Source organism: Megasphaera intestinihominis (genome assembly GCF_040096415.1).
GTDB classification, from domain to species: domain Bacteria; phylum Bacillota; class Negativicutes; order Veillonellales; family Megasphaeraceae; genus Megasphaera; species Megasphaera intestinihominis.
Genome location: NZ_JBBMEU010000028.1, coordinates 22313 through 28709 on the forward strand (window position 1 = coordinate 22313; position 6397 = coordinate 28709).

Annotated in this window: 5 protein-coding genes and 1 pseudogene; 5 read left to right on the forward strand and 1 reads right to left on the reverse strand. The window is 56.5% G+C overall.

All coding sequences use genetic code 11. The features are described 5' to 3' along the window. Window positions 1-204: 204 nt before the first annotated feature. The 5 genes from WMO23_RS06085 (at window position 205) to gatB (ending at window position 5790) form a co-directional block, all read left to right on the forward strand. Window positions 205-1569: a cobyrinic acid a,c-diamide synthase CobB gene (locus WMO23_RS06085; protein ID WP_296820247.1), complete on the forward strand. Its 1365-nt coding sequence runs from the start codon at window positions 205-207 to the stop codon at window positions 1567-1569. Then, window positions 1559-2188, forward strand: a complete 630-nt coding sequence (locus WMO23_RS06090; RefSeq protein ID WP_020309848.1) for a precorrin-8X methylmutase — start codon at window positions 1559-1561, stop codon at window positions 2186-2188. The genes WMO23_RS06085 and WMO23_RS06090 overlap by 11 nt, the downstream gene beginning before the upstream one ends. A 399-nt stretch (window positions 2189-2587) precedes the next feature. Then, window positions 2588-2878: an Asp-tRNA(Asn)/Glu-tRNA(Gln) amidotransferase subunit GatC gene (gene gatC / locus WMO23_RS06095; protein ID WP_014016522.1), complete on the forward strand. Its 291-nt coding sequence runs from the start codon at window positions 2588-2590 to the stop codon at window positions 2876-2878. 15 nt (window positions 2879-2893) lie between these two features. Next, window positions 2894-4351: an Asp-tRNA(Asn)/Glu-tRNA(Gln) amidotransferase subunit GatA gene (gatA, locus tag WMO23_RS06100; protein ID WP_349173521.1), complete on the forward strand. Its 1458-nt coding sequence runs from the start codon at window positions 2894-2896 to the stop codon at window positions 4349-4351. Then, window positions 4351-5790 carry an Asp-tRNA(Asn)/Glu-tRNA(Gln) amidotransferase subunit GatB gene (gene gatB, locus WMO23_RS06105; RefSeq protein ID WP_020309846.1) on the forward strand — a complete coding sequence of 480 codons (1440 nt, stop codon included), beginning with the start codon at window positions 4351-4353 and terminating at the stop codon, window positions 5788-5790. Before gatA ends, gatB begins: the two co-directional genes overlap by 1 nt. A 199-nt stretch (window positions 5791-5989) precedes the next feature. Here gatB and WMO23_RS06110 read toward each other — a convergent pair. Beyond that, a pseudogene (locus WMO23_RS06110) lies at window positions 5990-6397 on the reverse strand (type I 3-dehydroquinate dehydratase); the annotation flags it as partial.

A 6397-nucleotide genomic window follows, 5' to 3' on the forward strand; every position in this document is an offset into this window, starting at 1 on the left:
TTGGCAACCGTCTTGCGCCTCTCGCTGGTCGGCACCTGACGGGCCAAAAAGGCTTAGGACGGCCCCTACAAAGTGACCTGCGGCCTGCCGGGGTCTTTGCTTTTTCGATGAACGATGAACGACCTACGATGAACGACTTTACATTCACGAAAGGAGATCCTCATGCCCTCATCTATACAAGGAACGCCGGTTCCACGGCTGCTTTTGGCAGCTCCCAGCAGCGGCAGCGGCAAGACGACGGTGGTCTGCGCTTTGTTACAGGCCCTCAAGGACCGCGGCCTGTCGCCGGCTGCTTTCAAGAGTGGTCCTGATTATATCGACCCCATGTTCCACCGCCGGGTCCTGGATACGCCGTCGTATAATCTGGACCTCTTTCTCCTCGGCCGCCACGAGCCGGGCGCCGCAGCTGCCCGGGAGACGCTGCTGTGCCATGGTGCTGCGGCTGATGTAGCCATTTTGGAAGGGGCCATGGGCTACTACGACGGCGTCGGCACGGGTTCGGAGGCCAGCGCCTATGAATTGGCCGCAGCGACAGATACGCCGGTCGTCCTCGTCGTCGACGGCCGCGGTGCCGGCCTGTCGCTGGCAGCCGTCTTGCAGGGAATGGCTGCTTTCCGGGCTGACAGCCACGTCGTCGGCTTCATCGTCAACCGCATCAAGCCCATGGTCTATGAGCATTTCAAAGGGGCCTGGGAAAAGGCATCGGGCCTGAAAGCCCTGGGCTGCTTCCCGGATATGCCGGACTGCACTTTTTCCAGCCGCCATCTGGGACTGGTCACAGCCGATGAAATTACTGACCTCCAAGGGAAAATGGCCGCTTTGGCCGCCCAGGCCGAAAAGACTATCGCCATTGATGAACTCCTGGCTTGTGCCCGCCAGGCAGCGCCTTTGACCGGGTCTGGCAGTCCGGCCTTTCATCCCGATCCTGGCCGGGCCGTCCTGGCCATCGCCCGGGACGAAGCCTTCTGTTTCTATTATGAAGACAGCCTCCAGGTCCTGCAGCAGGCCGGCGCGGACCTGGTCTTTTTCAGTCCCCTCCACGACGGGGAACTGCCGCCTTGTGACGGTCTCTATCTCGGCGGCGGCTATCCCGAACTGTATGCCCAGGCCTTGAGCCAGAACGCGTCGATGCGTGCATCCCTTCGCCGTGCCTTGGACGCCTGGCTGCCGTGCATCGCCGAATGTGGGGGATTCATGTATCTCCATCAGGCCTTTCGCGACAGCCAGGACCGCCTGTGGCCCTGGGTCGGCGCCGTACCTGGCGAAACCTTCATGACCTCGTCCCTGAAGCGTTTCGGTTACGTCACCCTGAAGGCTGAAAAAGACAATCTGCTCTGCTGCGCTGGCGACACCGTGACGGCCCACGAATTCCACTATTCAGACAGCACGGACAACGGCCATGATTTTACGGCTTATAAGGCCGGGAGCCAGCGCCATTGGCCCTGCATCATGGCGAACGACCACTTCATCGGCGGCTATCCCCACATCCATTTCCTGGGGAAAAGGGACTGGGCCGCCCGCTTCGTCGCAGCCTGCATCCATCGAAAGGAAGGAACTCATGAAAATTGAACACATTTTACCAGCCGATATCGAACGGCGCAGCATGGAAATCATTGAAGACGAATTAGGCGACATCATCCTGCCGCCAGACGAAAAGGATATCATCAAGCGCGTCGTCCACACCAGTGCCGACTTTGACTATGTCCGCAACCTGCGTTTCAGCCCTGGCGCCGTCGATCAGGCCTTGACGGCCCTGAAAGGCGGCTGCACCATCGTGACCGATACCAACATGGCCTGCATGGGTATCAGCCAGCCGGGTCTAAAAAAACTGGGCTGCCGCAAAGTCTGCTTCATGGCCGATGAAGACGTAGCTGCCGCTGCTAAAGCGCAGGGGACGACGCGGGCCCAGGCTTCCATGGATAAAGCCGCAGCCCTCGAAGGGCCGGTCATCGTCGCCGTCGGCAATGCCCCGACAGCCCTCCTGCGCCTGCGGGAACTCATCGATGCCGGGAAGATGCGGCCGGCCCTGATCATCGGCGTCCCTGTCGGTTTCGTCAACGTCGTCTATGCCAAAGAAGTCATCATGGAAGCCGGCATTCCCTACATCGTCGCCAAAGGCCGAAAAGGGGGCAGCACCATCGCCGCCGCCATCTGCAATGCCCTCATCTACCGCCTGACGAGAGAATAGGTGGGACGCCCTCTGGGCGTCCCGCAGGGCAGCCCGCTGTGAGATTCCATCATAGCCCATTCTGGTATAATGGTGGATTTTTACGAGCCACGAACCACGAGCCACGAGCCACGGCTTTTTCCTCGGACTCAGATGCGGCATTCCGCCGCGACAAACTCAAAGTAACAACGATGCTTGGGGAAGCCCTCAGCACGTAGCGGGCCGCCCGCCGCTGCTATCCGTTCGGGCAATCGTCCTGCATCGGATGGGGCAGAAAGGCTCTGGGACGGCCCCTGCGGTATCGCATACAGGCGATGAGGCTTGCAAAATATGGCAAAAGGTGATTAAATTATATATGTGTTGAATTTTGACAAATGATTCCGATTTGTCACGCTAAAAATATCTGCAAGGAGTGTCAGTATGAAAATCAGTGCCGAAGAAATAAAGAAGATCGCACTGTTGTCCCGCCTGGAAGTCAAGGAAGACCAGATGGAAACGGTCGGGAAACAGCTGAACGACATTTTATCGTACATGGATCTCTTGAGCCAAGTCGATGTGACCGATGTCAAGCCGACGGCCCATGCCGTATCCATGTCCAACGTCATGCGCGACGACGTTCCCCAGCCGTCACTGGCCAATGAAAAAGCGCTTCAGAATGCGCCGGAACAGGCTGATGGCTATTTCAAAGTTCCGAAAGTCATCCAGGATTAACAGGGAGGCGTATGTATGTTAACCATCCATGAACTGCATGAAAAACTGGTCAACGGCGACGTATCGGCTGTCGAATTGACCAAGGCTTTTCTTGCACATAAAGATACAGTAGAACCGAAAGTACAGGCGTTTTTATCGGATAACCGCGACTATGCCCTGGAAGCGGCTGCCGCTGTCGATGCCAAAATCGCAGCCGGTGAAGCCATCAGTGACCTCGCCGGGATTCCCGGTGCCATCAAGGACAACATCTGCATCAAAGGTCAGAAGGCTACGTGTGCATCGAAGATGCTGGAAAATTTCAAATCGCCGTACAATGCGACGGTCATCGAAAAATTGATGGCTGCTGATTATGTCAGCCTGGGCAAGACCAATATGGACGAATTCGCCATGGGCAGTTCGACAGAAAACTCGGCTTTCCAGCTGACTCATAACCCGTGGAACCTCGATTGCGTCCCCGGTGGTTCGTCCGGCGGTTCGGCTGCCGCTGTCGCTTCGGGCGAAACGGTCTGGGCCCTCGGTTCGGATACAGGCGGATCCGTCCGTCAGCCGGCTTCGTACTGCGGTGTCGTCGGCCTCAAACCGACATACGGCCTCATTTCCCGTTATGGCCTCATCGCCTTTGCGTCGTCTCTGGACCAAATCGGTACTTTCACCAACGACGTAGCTGACTGCGCCATCGTCCTCAATGCCATCGCCGGTCACGATGCCAAGGACTCGACGTCCATTCCCCAGGCTGAAAAAGATTACAAACAGGCCCTGGTCAATGACGTCAAGGGTATGAAAATCGGCGTCCCGGAAGAATTCTTCGGTGAAGGCCTCGATGCTGACTGCCGCAAGGCCCTGGAAGACGCTATCGAAACGTATAAGAAACTCGGTGCTGAAATCGTACCGGTCAGCATGCCCCACATGAAATACGGCATCGCTGCTTACTATATCATCGCGCCGGCCGAAGCCAGCTCCAACCTGGCCCGTTATGACGGCGTCGGCTTTGGCATGCGCGTCGACGGCAAGGATATCGTCGACATGTACATCAAGACCCGTACGAAAGGCTTTGGCGACGAAGTCAAACGCCGTATCCTCCTCGGGACCTACGTCCTCAGCTCGGGCTATTACGACGCTTATTATCTGCGGGCCATGAAGGTCCGTACTCTGATCAAACAGGACTACGACGAAGCCCTGAAGAAATGCGACGTCCTGCTCACGCCGACGGCACCGGATACGGCCTTCAAAATCGGCCAGAACAGCGACAATCCGCTGGCTATGTACCTCGGCGACGTCTGCACGGTCACGTTGAACCTGGCCGGCCTGCCGGGCCTCAGCATTCCCTGCGGCTATAAGAACGGCCTGCCCATCGGCATGCAGCTCATCGGCAAGGCCATGGACGAAGCAACGCTGCTTCGCGTGGCCTATACGTTTGAACAGAATCGGACGGACCTTCGCAAGCCGTCGCCCATGGGGGAGGTTGAACTTTAATGAAATACGAATCCGTTATCGGCTTGGAAGTCCATGTCGAATTAAAAACGAAAACCAAGATTTTCTGCGGCTGCAGCACGGAATTCGGCGCCGAACCGAATACCCACGTCTGCCCGGTCTGCTTAGGCCTGCCCGGCGTCCTGCCCGTACTCAATAAAGAAGTATTGCATTATGCCGTCAAAGCCGGCCTGGCCCTGCATTGCGACATCCTGCCGTTCAGCAAATTCGACCGCAAGAACTACTACTATCCCGATTTGCCGAAGAACTTCCAGACGTCCCAGTTCGACCTGCCGATTTGCAAAGGTGGCTACATCGATATCGACGTCGACGGCAAACAGCGCCGCATCCATTTGACCCGTATCCATATGGAAGAAGACGCAGGCAAGCTCGTCCACAGCGGCGGCAGCATTGCCAACTCTGATTCGACCAGCGTCGACTATAACCGTACGGGCGTACCGCTCCTGGAAATCGTCGGCGAACCGGAACTGCGCAGCGGTGCCGAAGCCAGAGCGTATCTGGAAAAACTGCGCTCCATCATGCAGTACCTCGGCGTTTCCGACTGCCGCCTCGAAGAAGGCAGTATGCGCTGTGACGCCAATATCTCCGTCCGTCCCGTCGGTTCGGATAAATTGGGGACCAAGACGGAAATCAAGAACATCAACTCCTTCAGCGCCGTCCAGAAGGGGATTGAATACGAAGCCGTCCGCCAGGCTCAGATCCTCGACGAAGGCGGTACAATCCAGCAGGCTACGCGCGGCTGGGATGAAGCCAAGGGCATTACCATCCTCCAGCGCGTCAAAGAAGGGGACAGCGATTACCGTTACTTCCCGGAACCGGACCTCATTCCTATCGAAGTGTCGCCGGAATACATCGAACAGGTCCGCCAGGAACTGCCGGAAATGCCCGATGCCCGCTGCCAGCGCTTCCAGGATGAATTGGGCTTGTCCGAATACGACGCCAACTTGCTGACCCTGGAAAAACAGACAGCCGATTACTTTGAAGCCGTCGTCAAAGAAGGCGTCGATGCCAAAGAAGCAGCCAACTGGATGCTCGGCGAATTCGCCAAGAAACTGAACGAAGAAAACATCGACATTTCCGCTTCGCCAGTCAAACCGGCTGACCTGGCTGGCCTCTTGAAACTCATCGCTAAAGGGACCATCTCCGGCAAGATCGCCAAGAAAGTCCTGCCGGAAATGTGGAAGTCCGGCAAAGCAGCCGACGTCGTCGTCAAAGAACAGGGTCTGGTCCAGATCACCGATACAGGTGCCCTGGAAGACATGGTCAAAAAAGTCATCGCTGCCAACCCGCAGTCCGTCGCCGACTATAAAGCCGGCAAGAAGAAAGCCATCGGCTTCCTCGTCGGCCAGATCATGAAAGAAACAAAAGGCCGGGCCAACCCCGGCGTCGTCAACCAGCTGTTGACCAAGAATTTACAGTAAAAGATAGTTTGCAGCTAAAAAGGGACATCGCATGAAGGCCTATGCCATCATGCGATGTCCCTTTCTCTTTATAGTTTGTAGTACAGATTTTGTAGTTTTCATAGAAAAACTTTAAATTTAAAGCCATCCACTAACAACTAACTGCTAGCCACTAACAACTTAAAAGAGCTTGTCGTCGTGCGACAAGCTCTTTTTTATATTATTCTTCCGGATGGAGCAGTTTATGGATGGCCGTGCTGGTCGGCAGGGTTTCCGTTTCTTCACCGTCTGTCGTATAGAGCAGGGGCGCGCCGAAGGTCTGGCCCTGGAGCATGGCTTCTTTGGCGATTTTGCCGATAGGATGTGGGATGACCGTTGCGTCGTGATGGGCTTCGTGGAAGGCTTTAGCTGCATCTTCCAGGGCCTGGATATCTTCTTTCGTCTGGACGGGGACAGCCAGTTCAAAGGTCTTGGCTTCCAGGTCCCAGCGGCTTTCCATCTTCTGGACGAGTTCGTCGGCTTTGGCGCCCTGGTCGGCGCGGATGACGATGATGGGGACACTGCCCAGGTCGACGGCCTGACCGGCGATGTCGTCGATGTCATCTTCGTCGCGGCTGCCATCGATTTT

Excerpts from the sequence above, each read along its gene's own strand:
- WMO23_RS06090 (WP_020309848.1), top strand. The coding sequence starts at position 1,559 with ATGAAAATTGAACACATTTTACCAGCCGATATCGAACGGCGCAGCATG.
- gatA (WP_349173521.1), top strand. The coding sequence starts at position 2,894 with ATGTTAACCATCCATGAACTGCATGAAAAACTGGTCAACGGCGACGTA.
- gatC (WP_014016522.1), top strand. The coding sequence starts at position 2,588 with ATGAAAATCAGTGCCGAAGAAATAAAGAAGATCGCACTGTTGTCCCGC.
- gatB (WP_020309846.1), top strand. The coding sequence starts at position 4,351 with ATGAAATACGAATCCGTTATCGGCTTGGAAGTCCATGTCGAATTAAAA.